This window comes from Variovorax sp. NFACC27, from assembly GCF_048301545.1.
In the GTDB taxonomy this organism is placed as follows: domain Bacteria; phylum Pseudomonadota; class Gammaproteobacteria; order Burkholderiales; family Burkholderiaceae_C; genus Variovorax; species Variovorax gossypii.
The window spans coordinates 3,267,857-3,285,974 of record NZ_CP157613.1; the positions used below are offsets into that span (position 1 = coordinate 3,267,857).

The window sequence follows — 18,118 nt, forward strand, 5'->3', positions numbered from 1 at the left end:
AGCGACCCTCTGTGCGGGCGGCGTGAAGCCCGCGTGAACTCAGGAAGGGTCCTTGCCGCGCGTACGGCCCACCGCGCTGAAGATGCCGATACCCAGCAGGATCACCGCGCCGATGCCGATGTAGAGCGTGGGCACGCCGGCCACCGAGGCGCCCCAGGCGACGCCGGCCAGGAAAATCAGGAAACCGATCATGTAGAGCGCGAAAGACATCGTCGTTCCTCCGGAAGTCGAGATGTCTTGCAGTATTCCGGCCGGCGCCGCCCGCAGCACCGGTGCGCGCCGAATGTGAATGTGGGAGCTTGCCTACCTCGGGGGTACGCCACCCCCGTGCGCCGCCTATTCCGGGCTCGCCACCAGCAGATAGCGGCAGGCACCGCGCCCCAGCGCCTTGAAGACCAGTGGACGGTCGACTCCGAAGTCGAGGCAGTCGCCCGGTGCGAGCTCGAAGCGCTCGTCGCCGTAGTCCACCCGCAGTTCTCCTTCGAGCATCCACAGGCATTGGCGATACGGCTTGCCGCTCCATCGCGGGTAGTCGACCTGCGCCGAACGCGGCAGTTCGATCTCGACCATCTCGACGCCGCTGCCCGCCTGGCGCTCGGCGACCTGGCGCCGCAGATAGCCCGCTTGCGGGTCGCGCCAGACCTCCTGCCCGGCGCGCGTGCGCAGACGCTTCGTCTGCGCCTTCTCCTCGGTCAGCAGCTGCGCCAGCGCCACGCCGAGCCCGGCCGCCAGCTTTCCCAGCAGCACGGCGGTAGGGCTGCTCTGGGCGCGCTCCACTTTGGAAATCATGGCCTTGCTCACGCCCGAACGCTCGGCCAGGTCGGCGAGGCTCAGCCCCTGCGCCTGCCTCAATGCCAGCAGCCGGGTGGCGATGAGCATGTCGATGTTCGGACCCGGGGTGTCGACGGGAGATGAATCGTTTCTCATATGAGATTATTATTCTCCTATATTGAACGAAATTTCAACGAAACCCGAACGAGGAACCGCACCATGCGTCTCATCTCCTGCACCGAAGAAGCCCACTCCACCGCGATCCTGGCCATCCTCAACGAGGCCATCGTCACTTCCACCGCCCTGTACGACTACAAGCCGCGCACCGCCGAGAACATGGTCACGTGGTTCGCCACCAAGCGCGCCAACGGCTTCCCGGTGGTCGGCGCGGAGGACGACAGCGGCAAGCTGCTGGGCTTCGCGAGCTACGGCACCTTCCGCGCCTTTCCCGCCTACAAGTACACGGTGGAGCACTCGGTCTACGTGGACAGCGCGCATCGCGGCGCCGGGCTGGGCCGTACGCTGATGGAAGCGATCATCGAGGAGGCCGTGAAGCGCGACGTGCACGTGATGGTCGGCGCCATCGACGCCGCCAACGCCGGCAGCATCGCGCTGCACGAGCGCCTGGGCTTCGAGCACTCGGGCACGGTGCGGCAGGCGGGCTTCAAGTTCGGGCGCTGGCTCGACGTGGCTTTTTACCAGCGCATCCTTGCGACGCCATTGAACCCGGTCGACGGCTAGTTCAGGACAAAGAAGCGCATCACCACCTCGGCCGGGTGGCGCACGCCGGCCCCGGTGAACATGCGCTCGTTGATCCACTTCAGCGAGGCCGAGGCGGTCTCGAAGCGCGGGCTGCAGCGGAAGTACACCTGCGACGGATCGACCGGCTCGCCGCGCAGCAGCCTGGCCATCGTTTCGGGCGAGGCCGAACGCAGGGCGCTGTTCTGCACGTAGATCAGGTCGCCTGCATCGGTCTCGAGGCTGTAGCGCGCGTCGAGTTCGGAGAGCGTGTCGCTCACGATCAGCTGGAAGTCGCTGCCGCCGGGCAGCACTCGGGCCCGCCAGCCGTGGCCGATGGCCTCGCCGCCGGTGATCGGCACCACGCGGCGCAGCCCGCGCGGGCCATTGCCCAGGATCTGCGGCACGCCCACCTCGACGCGCAGGTCGACGAAGTGCTCCAGCGTGGGCGCCGCGATGGCGTCGAACACGCTCATCAGGCCGCGGGCTTCGCCGTCTCGGCACTGGCGCGGTCGAGCATCTCGATGGTGCCCGCGTCGAGCTTCAGCTGCGTCGCGACCACGAGTTCCTCGAGCTGCGCGATGGAGGTCGCGCTGGCGATGGGCGCAGTCACGCCCGGTCGCGCGATCTGCCATGCGATGGCGACCTGGCCCGGCTTGGCGTTGTACTGCTGGGCGACCTTGTCGAGCGCATCGAGGATGCGCAGGCCGCGTTCGTTGAGGTACTTCTTGGTGGTGTTGGCGCCGCGCGGGCTCTTGGCGGCATCGGCCTCGGTGCGGTACTTGCCCGTGAGGAAGCCGGCGGCCAGCGCGTAGAAGTTGATCACGCCCACTTCGCGCTTGATGCACAGCGGCTCCAGCGCGTCCTCGAACACGGCGCGGTCGTACAGGTTGTACAGCGGCTGCAGGCTCTCGTAGCGGGCGATGCCCAGGCGCTCCGACACGTCGAGCGCCTCGGCCAGGCGCGGCGCCGTGTAGTTCGACGCGCCGATGGCGCGCACCTTGCCCTGCTTGATCAGGTCGTCGAAGGCGCCGAGCGATTCCTCCAGCGGCGTATTGGCATCGTCGTCGTGCGACTGGTAGAGGTCGATGTGGTCCGTCTGCAGGCGCTTGAGCGAGGCCTCGACGGCTTCGCGGATGTACTTGGGCGCAAGGCCCACCTTGCCTTCGCCCATCGGCTTGCCGACCTTGGTGGCCAGCACCACGCGGTTGCGCTTGCCGCTTTGCTTGAGCCACTTGCCGATGATGGTCTCCGACTCTCCGCCGGTGTGGCCCGGCACCCATGCCGAGTACACGTCCGCGGTGTCGACGAAGTTGAAGCCCGCGTCCAGCCAGGCGTCGAGCAGCTTGAACGAGGCCGCCTCGTCGACGGTCCAGCCGAACACGTTGCCGCCGAAGGCGAGCGGGGAAACCTGGAGGCCGGAGCGGCCGAGCGGGCGAAGTTGCGACATGTCGATGTGTTCCTGATGAAAGGGAAGGGAGAAGTCAGACGAAGCCCACGGCGCCCAGCACCGCGCCGGCGCCGAGCAGCCAGAGCAGGTGGATGCGCGTGCGCCAGACGATAAGCGCGGCGGCGCCGGTCAGCAGCCACAGGTGCCACGCGGGCGCATCGCCGGCATGGTTTCCGGCCGCCAGCACCCAGCCGGTGGCGATCAGCAGTCCGACCACCACGGGCGCCATGCCCTGCTTGAAGGCGCGTACCTCGCGGCGCGTGCGGTTGCGGTGGCCCCAGCGGGTGGCGAAGTAGGTGAGGGTGGTGCTCGGCAGCATGATGCCCAGCATCGTGACCATCAGCCCGAAGAGGCCGAGCAGCCAGGCATGAGGCCCCGCGCCGATGCCGCCGCCGGCGTTGAGCCCCACGTTCCAGCCCATCAGCGCCACGAACAGCACGTTGGGCCCGGGCGCCGCCTGCGCGATGGCGACCGAGGAACTGAACTGCGCGTCGGTGAGCCAGCCGTGCTGCGAGACGAGATAGCGGTGCATGTCGGGCACCGTGGTGATAGCGCCGCTGATCGACAGCAGCGACAGCAGCATGTACTGCCCGAAGAGGGCCAGCCAGTCGTGCCACTGCATGACGATGGTCATGGGGCGATCCTCTTCCAGGTCCAGATGCAGGCCACGCCGCCGACCACCAGCAGCACCCAGCCGAGCGGAATCTTCAGCACCGCGATGGCCACGAAGACCAGTGCCATGAAGACCAGGCAGGTCGTGAAGCCCAGCGGGTGCTTGCGCAGCTGCGGCACCAGCTTGATGCCCGTGGCGGCGATGAGCCCGCCGGACACCGCCCCCATGCCCCGCAGCGCGGCAGCCACCTGCGGGTTGCCGGCGTAGTGCGCATACAGCACGGCCAGCGCGAGGATCACCACCAGCGGAATGGTCAGCATGCCAGCCACCGCGGCCAGCGCGCCGCGCAGGCCGAAGTAGCGGTCGCCGATCATCAGGGCGAGGTTGATCACGTTGGGTCCCGGCATCACCTGCGCCACGGCCCAGTCCTCGAGGAACTGCTCGGGCGTGAGCCATTTCTTCTTCTCGACCATCTCGCGCTGGACGATGGCCAGCACGCCACCGAAGCCCTGCAGCGCAAGCCAGGTGAACGAGACGAAAAGGTCGCGCGGCGACTGCGGGTGGGCTGCGGGGGGAGACGGTTGCATGTCGAGCGATTATCGTAGGCATGCTTTCAACACGCCGGGCACCGCAGCGACAGCGCGGTGCCCGGCCGCTTCATGGAGGACATTCCAGCATGGTCACGCAACTGCGCGCGCTCTTCGATCTCTGCCGCCGGGCCTTCAACTCGTGGTCGAACGACTACGCCCCGAGCATGGGCGCCGCACTGGCCTACTACACGGTGTTCTCGATCGCGCCGCTGCTGCTGATCGTGATCGCGGTGGCCGGGCTGGTCTTCGGGCAGGAGGCCGCGCGCGGCGAGATCTTCGCCCAGCTCTCGGGCCTGATGGGCGAGCAGGGCGCGGCGGCGGTGCAGGGCATGCTGAAGGCCGTCAACAAGCCGGCCGAGGGCATCGTCGCCACTGTGATCGGCATCGGCCTGGTGGTGGTGGGCGCCACCACCGTCTTCGGCGAACTGCAGGACGCGCTGGACCGCATCTGGCGCGCGCCGGCCCGCGTCAAGAACAAGGGCCTGTTCAACATGCTGCGCGTGCGGCTGCTGTCGTTCAGCATGATCATGGGCATCGGCTTCCTGCTCATGGTGTCGCTGGTTGCGAGCGCCGGGCTCGCGGCACTGAGCAAGTGGTGGTCGCCGGTGTTCGGCGCGTGGGAGACGACGGCGCAGCTCGTCAACTTCGTCTTCAGCTTCGCGATGGTGACGGCGATCTTCGCGATGATCTACAAGATCATGCCGCGCGCCAAGGTGCAGTGGCGCGACGTGTGGGTGGGCGCGGCGGTGACGGCGCTGCTCTTCACCGTGGGCAAGCACCTGATCGGCCTGTACATCGGCAAGAGCAGCGTGGCCTCGGGCTACGGCGCTGCGGGCTCGCTGGTGGTGGTGCTTGTGTGGGTGTACTACTCGGCGCAGATCTTCCTGCTGGGCGCGGAGTTCACCTGGGTCTACGCGCGCACCTACGGCTCGATGAAGGACACCAAGGGCATCGCCGAGCTGAACCCCTCGCCCACGCGCGAAGTGCCGCTGCCGCACAACGACGAGTGAGCGTCGCTGTCTTCCTGCTCAGCCGGCGAAGCCGCCTTCGTCCAGGAACTTCTGCTCCTCCGCCGTGCTGGTGCGCCCGAGCATGCTGTTGCGGTGCGGAAAGCGGTCGAAGCGCGCGACGATGTCGCGGTGCAGCACGGCATAGCGCTGGGTGTTGTCGTCGAGCGCGGCGTTGAGTTCGACCGAGCGCTCCTGTTCGGCCAGCACCTCCGAGTGCATGAAGGGCAGGTAGAAGAAACGTTGCAGCACGGGCTCGCACTGCCGGTCGAAGCCCGCCTCGATCGCCTGCTTCGCCACGGCCAGAGCCTTGCCGTCGGTGGCCAGCATGTGCGCATTGCCGCGCCAGGTGTTGCGGGGAAACTGGTCGAGCAGCACGAGCAGGGCCAGCGCGCCTTCGGCGTCGGACGCCCAATGGTCGAGCTCGCCACGGGCTGCCGCCTGGTGGGCCTGCGAGAAGCGCAGGGCAAAGTCGGCGTCGAAGGAGTCGTTCTTGGCGAACCAGCGGTCGGGGCCGGCCTCGCGCCAGAAATCGACCACGTTGCGGGCGGTGGGGAGGTAGGTGGAAGTCATCGTTGCATTCTCTTTCAGCCTCTCGCCGCCTTTCACCGGCTTTTGCAGCCGTCTCGGGCCCTCCGGCGGCCATCAAAGTCGGGGTGGTGGCCGACAAGACAGGTCCTCTGCGCTGCCTATGCTTTGGAGGCTTTCATTACTCAGGAGATCAAGCTCATGACCAAATATGGCACCTTTTTGCGCGCAGCCCTCGTGACCGGGGTGGCCAGTGCCGCGCTGGTCGGCTGCGGAATGATGTCGAAGTCGAACGTCGCGAGCTTCAGCGGCGCGATGAACGCAGCCAGCGAAGTCCCGCCCAACATGACGCGCGGCAGCGGCATGGCCGAGGCCTGGCTCGACCGCGACACCAACGTGCTCAAGTACAAGATCACCTACACCGGCCTGAGCGGCCCGGCCACCATGGCGCACTTCCACGGTCCGGCCGCCGCAGGCGCCAATGCCGGCGTGGTGCTGCCTTTCGCCAACCCGGCAAGCCCGATCGAGGGCCAAGCCACGCTCACGCCGGCGCAGGCCGCGGACCTGTCGGCGGGCAAGTGGTACGCCAACATCCACACGGCCGCCAACCCCGGCGGCGAGATTCGCGGGCAGATGTTGCCGAAGATGTGACTTCGTTCCAGGGGCACAGCCCCTGGATAAGTCCCTCGTCAGGTTGGCGTCTCGGGGCTGGTGTCAAATGAACGCATGACGACGACACCACCGAAGAAGAAAACCCGAACCCGTGCCGCCTCCACCGCCTCCACCGCTTCCAGTGCATCCAGGAAGCCCCTCGACCCCTTCGCCTCGCGCCGCGAGGACATGCGCACCGCCCGCAAGGCGCTGGTGCTGCAGGGCGGGGGCGCGCTCGGCGCCTACCAGGCCGGCGTGTACGCGGCGCTCAGCGAAACCGAGCTGCAGCCGCACTGGATCGCGGGCGTTTCCATCGGCGCCATCAATGCCGCGCTGATCGCCGGCAACGCACAGGAAAAGCGGGTCGACCGGCTGCGCGAGTTCTGGCATCTCGTGTCTTCCGGGCCTTCGCAGCGCCTGCCTCCATGGCTGGGCGACCGCGCCACCCAGAACCAGTTCAGCGCCACCATGGCCTCGCTGGTGGGCATTCCGGGCTTCTTCGAGCCGCGCTATTCGCCGGCCTTCCTGATGGGCGGGGCGGCGCCGCTGCTGAGCTACTACGACACCTCGCCGCTGAAGTCCACGCTCGAGCGCCTCGTCGACTTCGACCGCATCAACGCCTGCGAGGCGCGCTTCAGCGTTGGGGCGGTGAACGTGCGCACCGGCAACTCGGTGTACTTCGACAACACGCGCCAGCTGATCGGGCCCGAGCACATCATGGCCAGCGGTGCGCTGCCGCCGGGCTTCGCGCCCGTGAGCATCGACGGCGACGACTACTGGGACGGCGGCATCGTCTCGAACACGCCGCTGCAGTACGTGCTCGACACGCATCCGCGCAGCGAGCCGCTGGTGGTGCTGCAGGTCGACCTGTTCAATGCGCGCGGCGAGATGCCGCACAACATGGCCGGCGTGATGGAGCGGCAGAAGGACATCACCTACTCGAGCCGCACGCGTATGAACACCGATGCGCTGGCCGCCAACATGAACCTGCAGCAGGCCATTGCCGACCTGATCTCCAAGCTGCCGGCCCACTTGCGCAACGACCCCAGCGTGCACGAGGTGCAGTCGCAGCTCACGCACGAGCCCATCGACATCTTCCACCTGATCTACCGCGACAAGCCCTACGAGCTGGAGTCGAAGGACTACGAGTTCTCGCGCGCCGCAGTCGAAGAGCACTGGGAGGCCGGTGCGCGCGACATGCGCGTGACGCTGGCCCACCCCGAGACGCTGCGCGCCGATGCCACCGTGAACGGCGTGACCACCTTCGACCTCGGCGAGCACGGTTCGGGGCGCGTCAAGCGGCCTGGGCTTTCTCGATGAATCGTCGGGGCGGTCTGCGATTCAGCCCCGGCTAAGAAACCAGCGCGAGACTGGGCCGTCACTTCAACGCTTCAGCTTCACCAGGAGGAAATGTTTGCATCATGAACATTGAAGACGTGCGACGAACGGCATTCGCGATGCCGCTGACCAGCCCCGCCTTTCCACCAGGCCCTTATCGCTTCATCAGGCGCGAATTTCTCATCATCACGTACCGCACCGACATCGAGGCCCTGCGCGCCGTGGTGCCCGAGCCGCTTGAGGTTGTCGAGCCGCTGGTCAAGTACGAGTTCATCCGCATGCCCGATTCGACCGGCTTCGGCGACTACACCGAGTCGGGCCAGGTCATTCCGGTGCAGCTGCGCACCGACAAGGGCGTGGAGAAGGGCTCGTACGTGCATGCGATGTACCTCAACGACCATCCGCCCATCGCGGGCGGGCGCGAGCTCTGGGGCTTTCCGAAGAAGCTCGCCTCGCCGGTGCTCGACTACGAGACCGACGTGGTGGTCGGCACGCTCGACTACGGCAAGGTGCGCGTGGCCAAGGGCACGATGGGCTTCAAGCACCGCACGCTCGACCCGGCGCCCATCCTCGCGGGCATCGCGCAGCCGAACTTCCTGCTCAAGATCATTCCGCACGTCGACGGCACGGCGCGCATCTGCGAGTTGGTGCGCTATCACATGGTCGACGTGACGCTGCACGGCGCGTGGGGCGGGCCCGGCTCGCTCGAACTGCATCCGCACGCGCTGGCGCCGGTGGCCGATCTGCCCGTGCGCAAGGTCGAATCGGCGGTGCACTACATCGCGGACATGACGCTCGCGCTAGGCACCGTCGAGCACGACTATCTCGCCTGATTCTTGCTGGCGGCTTCGGGTCGCCGGCTTTCCAACCCCAACCCTCAAGGAACATCACCATGCAACTCAAGGACAAGGTCGCCTACATCACCGGCTCGGCCAGCGGCATCGGCAAGGAGATCGCCATCCTGTTCGCCCAGGAAGGCGCGAAGATCATCATCGCCGACCTCAACAAGGAGGCGGCCGACGCCACCGCGGCCGAGCTCAAGGCCACGGGCGCGCAGGCCATCGGCGTGGGCGTCGACGTGACGAACGAAGACCAGGTCAACGCCTCGGTGGAAGAGGGCGCGGCTGCCTTCGGCGGCATCGACATCCTCATCAGCAATGCCGGTATCCAGATCGTGCACCCGGTCGAAGAATTCAGCTTCGCCGACTGGAAGAAGATGCTCGCCATTCACCTCGACGGCGCCTTCCTCACCACCAAGGCCTGCCTGAAGCACATGTACGCGCAGGGCCGTGGCGGCAGCGTGATCTACATGGGCTCGGTGCACTCCAAGGAAGCCTCGCTGCTGAAGGCGCCCTACGTGACGGCCAAGCACGGCCTCATCGGACTGGCCAAGACTGTCGCGAAGGAAGGTGCCAAGCACGGCGTGCGCGCCAATGTGATCTGCCCGGGTTTCGTGCGCACGCCGCTCGTCGAGAAGCAGATTCCCGAGCAGGCGAAGACGCTGGGCATCACCGAGCAGGAGGTCATCAAGAACGTGATGCTGAAGGAGACGGTCGACGGCGAATTCACCACCACGGAAGACGTGGCGCGCGTGGCGCTGCTGTTCGCGGGCTTCCCGACGAATGCGCTCACCGGTCAGTCACTGGTGGTGAGCCACGGCTGGTTCATGCAATAACTGTTGCTCGCCCCCAGGCTGCGCGCACTTCGTGTCGCTTCGCCAACCCCCTACCGGGGGCAACACCTGCGGCCCGGCCAAGCCGGTTCCGCGGTGTTCCTGGCATTAGAGCTTCAATTCCCAGGTCTCGCCCACGAGCGGGGTGCCGTAGCCCTCGTGCGGCTCGGAACCCGTGAGCTGGAAGCCGCGGCTGGCGTAGATGCCGCGCGCGGCCGTCAGGCAGCTGTTGGTCCACAGCACCATCTTCCGGTAGCCCTTCAGGCGCGCGAAGGCGATGCATTCGTCCACCAGCTTGCCGCCCAGTCCCAGCCCGCGCGCGGCGGGCGTGAGGATCAGCAGGCGCAGCTGCGCCACCGTGGCCGACTTGCGCACCACGAAGATCGAGCCCACCCGCTCGCCGTTGAGCTCGGCGATCCAGCAGCGCTCCCACTCGGGCTGGAACTTGAGCAGGAACTCGCCCGCGATGCCGGCCACCAGTGCCTCGAAGGTGCTGTTCCAGCCGTATTCGCGTGCGTAGATCTCGCCGTGCTGCTGCACGACCCAGCCGATGTCGCCGGGGCCGGGCTCCCGCAGGATGGCGGCCTGCGGCCTTGCCGGCGGCGCCTGGGGATCGAGCAGCGACTGCACCGTGCCCATGGCGTGCACCAGCTGCTGGCGCTGTGCCGGTGCGAGCGAGGCGAGCAGGGCGGCCGCCTCTTCGCGCGACTTCTGTTGCAACGGCGCGAATGCGGCGTGGCCCGCCTCGGTCAGGCGCAGCACGCTCTGGCGCGCGTCGCGCGGATGGGGCTCGCGGACCAGCCAGCCCTCGTTCTCGAAGCGGCGAAGGATGCGGCTCAGGTAGCCTGCGTCGAACCCGAGGTCGCGCCCGATCTCGCTGGCGACGGCCATCTCGCGGTGCGCCAGCTCGTACAGGACGCGCACGTCGGTCAGCGACATGGCGCTGCCCAGGTAGGGGTCGAGGGCGCCGATGCGGCGCGTGTAGAAGCGGTTGAACTGCCGGATCGCCTTGACGGCGGCGGTGTCGATGGGTGGCGAAGTCGTGGACATGGTTGCTATTGTCATTCAGTTAATTGACTTTGGCAATCAAATTGACCGGACATGAGTCCTTCGGGAAAGTCCGGTCACACGTCACGCAGGGCGACAGGCATGGTGGAAAACCCTAAAATCGAGGGTTGCCCACAACGGCGCTCCCACGGCGCTGTCAACTCCCACCGATGAACGCTCCCGTCGACGTCTCCTTTTTCGCGCGTGCCGCCAAGCCGCTGACCAGCTACCGCAAGTACTGGGCGGCCCGTTTCGGCACGGCGAAATTCCTGCCGACTACGCGCAAGGAGATGGAAGCGCTCGGCTGGGACAGCTGCGACATCATCGTCGTCACGGGCGACGCCTATGTCGACCATCCCAGCTTCGGCATGTCGGTCATCGGCCGCATGCTGGAAGCGCAGGGCTTCCGCGTGGGCATCATCGCGCAGCCCGACTGGCAGAGCGCCGAGCCCTTCATGGCGCTGGGCAAGCCGAACCTGTTCTTCGGCGTCACCGCCGGCAACATGGATTCGATGATCAACCGCTACACGGCCGACCGGAAGATCCGCAGCGACGATGCCTACACCCCCGGCGACGTCGGCGGCTCGCGCCCCGACCGCGCGGCCATCGTGTATTCGCAGCGCTGCAAGGAAGCCTGGAACGACGTGCCGATCATCCTCGGCGGCATCGAAGGCAGCCTGCGCCGCATCGCCCACTACGACTACTGGTCGGACAAGGTGCGCCGCTCCATCGTGGTCGACTCCAAGTGCGACCTGCTGCTGTACGGCAATGCCGAGCGCGCCATCGTCGAGATCGCGCACCGCCTGGCCGCCAAGGAGCCGGTGCAGCAGATCACCGACGTGCGCGGCACCGCCTTCGTGCGCCGTGAGACGCCGGAAGGCTGGTTCGAGATCGATTCCACCAGTGTCGACGAGCCCGGCCGCGTCGAGGCGCACGTCAATCCATACCTGATGGTGTCCGACCAGGCCAAGGCCAACGGCGCCACCTGCGCGAAGGAAGAAGAGGCCGAAGCTGTTGCCAAGGCTGCAGAAGCCGCTGGATCGGCCGCGGGCTCGGTGGTCAACCCCGCCATCAAGCCGCTGAACTTCGTGCCCAACCCTGCGCTGCAGGGCAGGGGCAAGACCAAGGTGCCGCCGCGCGAGCGCTCGGTGATCCGCCTGCCGGCCTACGAGCAGGTGCGCAGCGACCCGGTGCTCTACGCGCACGCCAACCGCGTGCTGCACCTGGAAACCAACCCCGGCAACGCCCGCGCGCTGGTGCAGGCGCACGGCGAGGGCACCACGGCGCGCGACGTGTGGATCAACCCGCCGCCCATTCCGCTCACCACGGCCGAGATGGACCACGTGTTCGACCTGCCGTACGCGCGCAGCCCGCATCCGCGCTACGCCGACGAGAACGGCAGCCACGACGGCGCGACCAAGATCCCCGCGTGGGAAATGATCCGCTTCAGCGTGAACATCATGCGCGGCTGCTTCGGCGGCTGCACTTTCTGCTCGATCACCGAGCACGAGGGCCGCATCATCCAGAGCCGCTCGGAAGATTCGATCATCAAGGAGGTCGAGGCCATCCGCGATTCGGTGAAGGGCTTCACCGGCACCATCTCCGACCTCGGCGGCCCCACGGCCAACATGTACCGCATCGGCTGCAAGTCGCCCGAGATCGAGGCCGCCTGCCGCAAGCCCAGCTGCGTGTACCCGGGCATCTGCCAGAACCTCAACACCAACCACGACCCGCTCATCAAGATCTACCGCCGGGCGCGTGCGTTGAAGGGCATCAAGAAGATCCTGATCGGCTCCGGCCTGCGCTACGACCTGGCGGTGCAGTCGCCCGAGTACGTGAAGGAACTGGTGCAGCACCACGTCGGCGGCTATCTCAAGATCGCGCCCGAGCACACCGAGCAGGGCCCGCTCACGAAGATGATGAAGCCCGGCATCGGCAGCTACGACAAGTTCAAGCAGATGTTCGAGAAATACTCGGCAGAGGCGGGCAAGAAGCAGTACCTCATTCCGTACTTCATCGCCGCGCATCCGGGCACCAGCGACGAGGACATGATGAACCTCGCGATCTGGCTCAAGAAGAACGGCTTCCGCGCCGACCAGGTGCAGACTTTCTATCCGAGCCCGATGGCCACGGCCACGGCCATGTACCACTCCAACCGCAACCCGCTGCGCAAGATCACGCGCGAGAGCGAGACGGTGGACATCGTGCGCGGCGACAAGCGCCGCCGCCTGCACAAGGCCTTCCTGCGCTACCACGACGCCAACAACTGGCCGCTGCTGCGCGAGGCGCTCAAGAGCATGGGCCGCGCCGACCTGATCGGCAACGGCAAGCACCATCTCATTCCGACGTGGCAGCCGCTGACCGACGGCGGCTACACCAGCGCACGGCGCAAGAACTCGACGAGCGCGCCGGCCGTCGCCAAGTCGGCCCCAGTCAAGCTGGCGCCGGTGAAGCCCTCGAAGGGCCGCATCCTCACGCAGCACACCGGCCTGCCGCCGCGCGACAACGGCTCGGGCACGGGTTCCGCCGCGCGCAAGCCTTCCGGCCCGGTGCGCGGCAACATCCGCAAGCCGCGCTGAGCCAGCCGGCTCAAAGGGCCGGCAGGAGCTTGCCGACCCAGGCGCCCATGGCTGCCATGTGCGCCAGCACCGTGGCCCAGTAAGCCGCCATGAAGCTCGTCTTGCTCAGCTTGTGGCGGAACAGCCGCTGCGCGAACCAGGCGCCCGGCCAGCCCCCGATCAGCGAGAGCAGGTGCAGCGTGTTCTCCGGCGTGCGCCGCCGGTCCGTTCCGGCCGCGTTCTTGTCGAATCCGTAGATGAAGAAGGTCAGCAGGCTCAGCAGCAGCAACGCGCCGAGCGCGATCAAGGGAAGGCGCGCGCTCCACACGCCGTAGCCCAGCAATGCGGCGTATGCCGTGAGCAGGAGCGCCATCGGCAGCGAGGATGAGGAAGATCGTGCAGGCCCGCGGGTCGAACGATCGGGCCGACCGCGAGGCCGTGCCGGCTCGCGCGGCGGCTGCGATTGCCGTCCGGCACCAGCCGCCTGCACCGACATCGCGCGAGGCCCCTTGCCTCCCACGTGGATCTCCTCGAAGCTCAGCTTCATGCCGACCTGCGGCGTCATGCTCCGGTCGGTGAAGTCGCGCAGGTGCACGAACACATCGGCGGAGATGTCGGGACAGCGGATGAAGCCGAAGCCACGGTCCTTTTCCCATCGAACGAGCGTGCCCTGGCGTTTCATCGGCGGGATTCTCGCCGCTAGGCGTACTGCATCTCCCCGTTGCCGAAGGACCAGTTCTCCTTCGACACCTCGACGAGGTTGATGAACACGTCCTCGCGCCGGATGCCCAGCTGGCCGTGCAGGTCGTCGGCCACGCGCCTGTAGAAGGCCTTCTTCATCTCGGTCGTGCGCCCCTGGTTCAGCGTGATCTGGATCAGCACGAAGCCGGGCGAATACACGACGCCGAGGTAGCTTGCCGGATGCACCAGCTCGTGCGGGGCGTGCCGCGTGATGACCTGGAACTTGTCGTGCTCCGGTACGTTGATGGTGTCCCGCATGGCCTGGTAGACGACGTCCCCGATGGCGGGGCCCAGGGCTTCGGGGCTGTCGCTGGAAAGCTCGATACGCACGAGTGGCATGTGCCGTTCCTCGAAAAAGTGTGGGGGCCTAAGATACGCCACATGGCCCATCGTCGTTCTCCTCCCTCCGTGACCCGCAGCTGACGCGCGCTTTTCGCGCCGCGCTCAGACCCGCAAGCGGTCGCCGTCGTCCGAGCCTTCCTGGTCGGCCGGCGGCTCGGATGGTCATGCCCGCTCCCTGTTGCCGATCCTGGATCGATCGGCCATGGCGGGCGCTATGGAGAACTTTCAACAATGAACGCAAGAACGTCTGCCGCCCTGGCCTGGGGCGGCGTGCTGCTGGCCGGCGCCCTGTGGGGTGGCGGTGCGCTGGTGGCGCAATTCCTGATCGACGGCGGCATCGCGCCGCAGAGCCTGTCGCTGGCGCGCTTCGCGCTCGGGCTGCCGCTGCTGTGGTGGCTGCACTGTCGGGCGCCCGCGATGCCCGATGCGGGCTGGGGGGATCTCACGCGCCGGGAGCGGCTGCAGATGCTGGCCACGGGCGCGGCGATGGCGCTCAACGTGAGCTGCTGGTTCGCCGGCATCGTGCACCTGGGCGCGGCGCTGCCTACCGTCATTTCGATCTGCTGCGCGCCGGTGATCGTCGCGCTGGTGTCGGTGCTGCGCGGCTACGAGCGCCTCGGCCCGAGGCTGGTCGCGGGCCTGCTGCTCGCGCTGGCGGGTGTGCTGCTGCTGGTGATGCCCGCCGGCGGCTGGGGCCCGCTGGCGCCGGGGCACGCGGCCGGCGTGGCCTGGTCGCTGGGCTCGGCCTTCTGCTACGCGATGGTGGTGCTGGGCAACGCGCGCATGCCCGCGCGGGTGCCAGCGGTCACGGCCTCGGCCTGGGGCATGACGGTGGCGGCGCTGTGCATGCTCGCGGTCGCGTGGCCTTCGGGCATCACCTGGCCGGCCGGGGGAGCGCAGTGGCTGGGCGTGGGCTACACGGGCGTGGTGACGACCTCGGTGGCCTACCTGGCCTTCGCCTGGGGCGCACGGCGCCTGTCGCCGACGGCGGCGGTGGTCGGCACGCTGATCGAGCCGTTGGTGGCCGCCTTGCTGGCCGCGGCGCTGTTCTCGCAGGCGATGACCCCGCGCCAGTGGGGCGGCGCCTTGCTGCTGGCCGGCGCGATGCTGCTGTTGGTGCGGCGCAGCAAACCCGCGCAGTCCGACTGAAGGCGAGGGCGGGGCGGTCCGTTGTATGGTGTGGCCCATGAGCAGTTCGCCCCACCCGCCGGCTTCATGGACACGCACTCTGGCGGCGGCGCTGCTGCTGTTTGCGGCCTCCTCGATGCAGTCGTCGCTCGCGGCCGCGCCGGAGAACTCCTCCGCCCAGGCGCTGCGCGCCACCCACCAGCGCATGATCGACAAGCTCGGTCGCAGCAGTTTCGGCCGGCCCGTGCAGCTCGATTCCCTGGAAACGGCGGACGGCCTTCAGGGCGACGTCTATGCCGTGGTGGAGCATCCGCTGGCCGAAATCAGCACCGCGCTCAAGGGCTCCGCCCACTGGTGCGACGTGCTGACCCTGCACGTCAACAACCGGCGCTGCAGCGTCGCCAGCGACCCGCAGGGGCGCGAGATGCTCACGCTCTACGTGGTGCGCCGCTACGACAAGCCGATCGACCAGGCCTTCGAGCTGCCCTTCGTCTACCGGGTCAGCAGCAACTCGCCCGAGCACCTGCTGGTGGAGCTCTCCGCCGAGAGCGGCCCGCTGGGCACCAGCAACTACCGCGTGACGCTCGAGGCGGTGGCGCTCGACGAGCGCAAGAGCTTCCTGCACTTCAGCTACAGCTACGACCACAACACCATGGTGCGCCTGGGCACCATGGCCTACCTGGCGACCTTCGGCAGTGAAAAGGTGGGCTTCACCGTGGTCGGCAAGACGCCCGAGGGCCAGCCCGACTACATCCGCGGGCTGCGCGGGCTGGTGGAGCGCAATGCGATGCGCTACTTCCTGACGCTCGACGCCTACCTCTCGGCCCCGGGGGCGGACCAGGCCGAGCGTCGCCAGCGGCGCTGGTTCGCGGGCGCAGAGCAGTACCCGCGCCAGCTGCACGAGATCGATCTCGACACCTACCTCGCGCTCAAGCGCGAAGACCGGCAGCGCGACGGCGCGAGCCGCTGAGCCGGATCAATCAGTCGGCCAGCGTGAGCAGCGGCACGTCGCGCTCGCGGGCCATGGCTTCGAGCTCGGCGCGCGTGCGCGTCGCGATCCATGCGGCGAGTGCTTCGCGCGTGGCCGGCGCCAGCATGTCGCGCGAGGCAATCTGCGCGGCCTCGCAGAGCCGGGTCGCGAAATGCGGCTCCAGCGCGGCTACCGCCACGCGACCGTCGGCGCAGGGATAGACGCGGTAGCCGGCATGCGCGCCGCCGACCGCGCCAGAGGGCTGCGTGAGGCCCCAGGTGCGCGGCAGGGCGAGCCAGTCGGCCGAGGCGTTCAGCGCCACTTCCAGGTACACGCCGCCCGCCTTGCGCGAGCGCAGCAGCATGGCCTTCAGCACCGCCTCGCTCGCGAGCAGGGCGCCGCCCATGTCGGCGTAGAGCGTGGGCGGCAGCTCGGTGCCGGTGACGAGGCCGCTTTCGGCGAGGTAGGTCAGGTCGTGGCCGGGCTCCTCGGCGCGCTCGCCGGGCGCGCCGACGATGGCCACCTGCGACAGCGACGGATGGCGCGCCTGCAGCGCCGGCCAGTCGAGGCCGAGCTTGCGCAGCGCGGAGGGGCGGAACGAGGTGAGCAGCACGTCGGTGCGCGCGAGCTCGGCGTGCAGCTGCTGCTGGCCGGCTTCCGTCTTCAGGTCGGCCGTCTGGATGCCGATGCCCTCGTGCAGCGCCGCATACGCGGGCTTGTTGTAGAGCGCCATCGGGTCACCGCCCGGCGGCTCCAGCTTGAGGCAGGCGGCGCCCATGCCTCGGCAGCGCAGCAGCGCGGCGGGGCCGGGCAGGTTCAGCGCGAGGCTGAGGACGCGAACGCCCTCCAGCGGTGCGAAGTCATGGTCGTCGGCGGGGCTGGCTGCTGAACTCGGCATCGGTCCTGGTCTCCGGAAGAATCGTTTCGCGCATTCTCGCCCGAGGGCCGGAGCCACTTCCCGCAAGCCGACGGGGCGCCGCGCGCGTAGCATGCGTCCGGTGGCGGCGACTGTTTTCCTCTCTGTTTCCTGCCGCCTTTTCATCTTCTCATCGACCAAGGAGACGAACCATGTTTGAAGCTTCCCTCATGAGCGGCCAGCGCATCCTGGTGACTGGCGGGGGCACCGGCCTCGGCCGTGCGATGGCCGAGCGCTTCCTGAGCCTCGGCGCCGACGTGGCCATCTGCGGCCGGCGCCAGTCGGTCTGCGAGGAGACGGCGGCCGAATGGCGCCAGCAGTTCCCGGGCCGGCGCGTCGACGCCTTCGGCGTGGACATCCGCATCGCGCAGCAGGTCGACGAGATGGTCGAGAGCCTGTTCCAGAGCGGCGGCCTCACGGGGCTGGTCAACAACGCGGCGGGCAACTTCGTCTCGCCCACCGAGAGCCTCTCGCCGCGCGCCTTCGACGCCATCGCCAACATCGTGTTCCACGGCAGCTTCTACGTGACGCACGCCGTGGGCAAGCGCTGGGTGGCGCAGGCCCGCTCGGGCGAATGGAAGCAGGGCGACGCCTTCCGCAGCGTGATGAGCATCATCGTCACCTGGGTCGACAACGGCAGCCCCTACGTCGTGCCCTCGGCCATGAGCAAGGCCGGCATCGAGGTCATGACCAAGTCGCTCGCGGTCGAGTGGGCGCGCTACGGCATCCGCCTGAACGCGGTCGGTCCCGGCGAGATCCCGACCGAAGGCATGAGCAAGCGCCTGAACCCCGGCGAGGAGCCAGGCGCGCGCAGCAAGCAGAACAACCCGATGGCGCGCACCGGCCGCATGAGCGAGCTGCAGAACCTGGCTTCCTTCCTGATGGCGCCGGGCCAGTGCGACTGGCTCACCGGCCAGAGCATCATGATGGACGGCGGCAACGCGCTGGCCACCGGCGGCAACTTCTACGAGCTGCGCCAGTGGAGCGACTCCGACTGGCTGGCCGCGCGCGAGCGCATCGAGGCGCAGAACCAGAAGGACAAGGCGCAGCGCTGACGG

At 68.0% G+C, this 18,118-nt stretch carries 21 protein-coding genes; 10 read left to right on the forward strand and 11 right to left on the reverse strand.

The genetic code is table 11. The annotated features are described in order from the left end of the window. Positions 1-39: 39 nt before the first annotated feature. Both ABL840_RS15330 and ABL840_RS15335 read right to left on the reverse strand, forming a co-directional pair. Positions 40-210, reverse strand: coding sequence for a hypothetical protein (locus ABL840_RS15330; RefSeq protein WP_019653095.1), 171 nt, complete (start codon positions 208-210; stop codon positions 40-42). Between the two features lie 126 nt (positions 211-336). Then, positions 337-927: a helix-turn-helix domain-containing protein gene (locus ABL840_RS15335; protein WP_093304859.1), complete on the reverse strand. Its 591-nt coding sequence runs from the start codon at positions 925-927 to the stop codon at positions 337-339. 63 nt (positions 928-990) lie between these two features. On the opposite strand from ABL840_RS15335, the gene ABL840_RS15340 reads away from it, so the two are divergent. Next, positions 991-1,512: a GNAT family N-acetyltransferase gene (locus tag ABL840_RS15340; protein ID WP_093304858.1), complete on the forward strand. Its 522-nt coding sequence runs from the start codon at positions 991-993 to the stop codon at positions 1,510-1,512. Here ABL840_RS15340 and ABL840_RS15345 read toward each other — a convergent pair. The 4 genes from ABL840_RS15345 to ABL840_RS15360 are packed head-to-tail and all read right to left on the reverse strand — an operon-like array spanning position 1,509 to position 4,159. Continuing rightward, on the reverse strand, positions 1,509-1,985 hold the full coding sequence (locus ABL840_RS15345) for a DUF3237 domain-containing protein (protein ID WP_093304856.1): 477 nt from the start codon (positions 1,983-1,985) through the stop codon (positions 1,509-1,511). The two genes, ABL840_RS15340 and ABL840_RS15345, sit on opposite strands and share 4 nt — an antisense overlap. Then, positions 1,985-2,959: an aldo/keto reductase gene (locus ABL840_RS15350; RefSeq protein ID WP_093201504.1), complete on the reverse strand. Its 975-nt coding sequence runs from the start codon at positions 2,957-2,959 to the stop codon at positions 1,985-1,987. The genes ABL840_RS15345 and ABL840_RS15350 overlap by 1 nt, the downstream gene beginning before the upstream one ends. Before the next feature lie 34 nt (positions 2,960-2,993). Next, positions 2,994-3,593, reverse strand: a complete 600-nt coding sequence (locus ABL840_RS15355; protein ID WP_093304854.1) for a chromate transporter — start codon at positions 3,591-3,593, stop codon at positions 2,994-2,996. Further along, on the reverse strand, positions 3,590-4,159 hold the full coding sequence (locus tag ABL840_RS15360; RefSeq protein ID WP_093201499.1) for a chromate transporter: 570 nt from the start codon (positions 4,157-4,159) through the stop codon (positions 3,590-3,592). The genes ABL840_RS15355 and ABL840_RS15360 overlap by 4 nt, the downstream gene beginning before the upstream one ends. 89 nt (positions 4,160-4,248) lie before the next feature. Between ABL840_RS15360 and ABL840_RS15365 the strand changes: the two genes are divergently transcribed. Next, positions 4,249-5,172: a YihY/virulence factor BrkB family protein gene (locus ABL840_RS15365; protein ID WP_093304852.1), complete on the forward strand. Its 924-nt coding sequence runs from the start codon at positions 4,249-4,251 to the stop codon at positions 5,170-5,172. 18 nt (positions 5,173-5,190) lie between these two features. Here ABL840_RS15365 and ABL840_RS15370 read toward each other — a convergent pair whose 3' ends face one another. Then, on the reverse strand, positions 5,191-5,742 hold the full coding sequence (locus ABL840_RS15370) for a DUF924 family protein (RefSeq protein ID WP_093304849.1): 552 nt from the start codon (positions 5,740-5,742) through the stop codon (positions 5,191-5,193). Between the two features lie 156 nt (positions 5,743-5,898). On the opposite strand from ABL840_RS15370, the gene ABL840_RS15375 reads away from it, so the two are divergent. The 4 genes from ABL840_RS15375 to ABL840_RS15390 all read left to right on the forward strand — a co-directional run bounded on the left by ABL840_RS15375 (position 5,899) and on the right by ABL840_RS15390 (position 9,361). Then, the gene (locus ABL840_RS15375) at positions 5,899-6,348 is read left to right on the forward strand and encodes a CHRD domain-containing protein (RefSeq protein ID WP_093201492.1); all 450 of its coding nucleotides are present in this window, start codon (positions 5,899-5,901) and stop codon (positions 6,346-6,348) included. Between the two features lie 189 nt (positions 6,349-6,537). Then, positions 6,538-7,668: a patatin-like phospholipase family protein gene (locus ABL840_RS15380; protein ID WP_093304847.1), complete on the forward strand. Its 1,131-nt coding sequence runs from the start codon at positions 6,538-6,540 to the stop codon at positions 7,666-7,668. Positions 7,669-7,769: 101 nt separating this feature from the next. Then, on the forward strand, positions 7,770-8,519 hold the full coding sequence (locus ABL840_RS15385) for an acetoacetate decarboxylase (protein ID WP_093304845.1): 750 nt from the start codon (positions 7,770-7,772) through the stop codon (positions 8,517-8,519). Positions 8,520-8,578: 59 nt separating this feature from the next. Then, positions 8,579-9,361, forward strand: coding sequence for a 3-hydroxybutyrate dehydrogenase (locus ABL840_RS15390; RefSeq protein WP_019653083.1), 783 nt, complete (start codon positions 8,579-8,581; stop codon positions 9,359-9,361). A gap of 105 nt (positions 9,362-9,466) precedes the next feature. Here the strand turns inward: ABL840_RS15390 and ABL840_RS15395 are convergent, their stop codons facing one another. Beyond that, positions 9,467-10,408 carry a bifunctional helix-turn-helix transcriptional regulator/GNAT family N-acetyltransferase gene (locus ABL840_RS15395; protein ID WP_240652036.1) on the reverse strand — a complete coding sequence of 314 codons (942 nt, stop codon included), beginning with the start codon at positions 10,406-10,408 and terminating at the stop codon, positions 9,467-9,469. A gap of 167 nt (positions 10,409-10,575) precedes the next feature. On the opposite strand from ABL840_RS15395, the gene ABL840_RS15400 reads away from it, so the two are divergent. Beyond that, the gene (locus ABL840_RS15400) at positions 10,576-12,984 is read left to right on the forward strand and encodes a YgiQ family radical SAM protein (RefSeq protein WP_093201482.1); all 2,409 of its coding nucleotides are present in this window, start codon (positions 10,576-10,578) and stop codon (positions 12,982-12,984) included. A 10-nt stretch (positions 12,985-12,994) separates the two neighbouring features. Here the strand turns inward: ABL840_RS15400 and ABL840_RS15405 are convergent, their stop codons facing one another. Both ABL840_RS15405 and ABL840_RS15410 read right to left on the reverse strand, forming a co-directional pair. Beyond that, positions 12,995-13,645, reverse strand: a complete 651-nt coding sequence (locus tag ABL840_RS15405) for a cold shock and DUF1294 domain-containing protein (protein WP_093304843.1) — start codon at positions 13,643-13,645, stop codon at positions 12,995-12,997. Positions 13,646-13,662: 17 nt separating this feature from the next. Then, on the reverse strand, positions 13,663-14,043 hold the full coding sequence (locus ABL840_RS15410) for a tautomerase family protein (protein ID WP_093201479.1): 381 nt from the start codon (positions 14,041-14,043) through the stop codon (positions 13,663-13,665). Between the two features lie 234 nt (positions 14,044-14,277). On the opposite strand from ABL840_RS15410, the gene ABL840_RS15415 reads away from it, so the two are divergent. Then, the gene (locus tag ABL840_RS15415; RefSeq protein WP_093304840.1) at positions 14,278-15,195 is read left to right on the forward strand and encodes a DMT family transporter; all 918 of its coding nucleotides are present in this window, start codon (positions 14,278-14,280) and stop codon (positions 15,193-15,195) included. Positions 15,196-15,232: 37 nt separating this feature from the next. Beyond that, positions 15,233-16,144, forward strand: coding sequence for a hypothetical protein (locus ABL840_RS15420; protein ID WP_093305201.1), 912 nt, complete (start codon positions 15,233-15,235; stop codon positions 16,142-16,144). Between the two features lie 10 nt (positions 16,145-16,154). Here the strand turns inward: ABL840_RS15420 and ABL840_RS15425 are convergent, their stop codons facing one another. Further along, positions 16,155-17,042: a CoA transferase gene (locus ABL840_RS15425; RefSeq protein ID WP_093304838.1), complete on the reverse strand. Its 888-nt coding sequence runs from the start codon at positions 17,040-17,042 to the stop codon at positions 16,155-16,157. Positions 17,043-17,212: 170 nt separating this feature from the next. On the opposite strand from ABL840_RS15425, the gene ABL840_RS15430 reads away from it, so the two are divergent. Beyond that, positions 17,213-18,115 (forward strand): SDR family oxidoreductase, encoded by a 903-nt coding sequence (locus tag ABL840_RS15430; RefSeq protein WP_093304836.1) that lies wholly within the window; start codon positions 17,213-17,215, stop codon positions 18,113-18,115. Positions 18,116-18,118: the final 3 nt, after the last annotated feature.